Below are 841 nucleotides of genomic sequence, written 5' to 3' on the forward strand. Positions count from 1 at the left end.
GCACGGGCGCAGGCGTTGATCTGAGCACGCTCGACCTTCAAGCGGCGAGCATCGACAACACGAGCGGCCTCGTGAGCAATCTTGGCACGGGCGATGTGGCCGTGCGAGGCGGCAACGGCATCGTCAACCGCGGCGGCACGATGACCGCCAACGGCCGCATTTCGGTCGACAGCGCCGCGCTCGTCAACACGCAAGGCGCGCAGTTGAGCGGCGCGAACTTGACGGTACGGGCCGACACGGTCGACAACAGCGGCGGCGGGATCGGCAGCGTGGCCGGCTCGCATGGCGACGTGACGATCACGACCTCCGGCGCGATCACAAACACGAGCGGCCAGATCGGCGCGACCCGTGACCTGACGATCAACGCGGCAACGCTCACGGGCGGCGGCGCCTACAGCGCGGCGCATGACGTGACCGTGATCGTCCAGGGCGACTTTGCGCCAACCGCTGCTTTCCAGTTCATCACCGGGCACGACCTGGCCTTTACGCTGCCCGGCACGTTCACCAACGGCGTGCTGCTCCAGGCGGCGAACAACCTCGACGTCAACGCGGGCGATGTGCGCAACAGCGGCACGATGATGGCGGGCGGCACGCTCACCACGCACTCGAATACCCTGACCAACACCGGGGTGATCGTCGGCGGAAGTGTTTCGCTCAATGCGAATGGCGCACTCCTCAATCTCGGGCCGACGGCACTCATCGGCGCGACCGATAGCGATGGCACGCTCGAACTGCTCGCCACCGATATCGACAATCGCGACGACACCACCGCGACCGATACGCAGGCGAGCACCGCGATCTATGGCTTGGGCAAGGTCGTGCTTGCGGGCGGCAAGGACGC

The 841-nt window shown here is 66.7% G+C and carries 1 pseudogene; it reads left to right on the forward strand.

What is annotated here, in order from left to right:
• Positions 1-841, forward strand: a pseudogene (locus QCE64_RS36415) (hemagglutinin); the annotation flags it as partial.

Origin of the sequence: Caballeronia sp. LZ043, assembly GCF_031451075.1 — a bacterium.
Classification (GTDB): domain Bacteria; phylum Pseudomonadota; class Gammaproteobacteria; order Burkholderiales; family Burkholderiaceae; genus Caballeronia.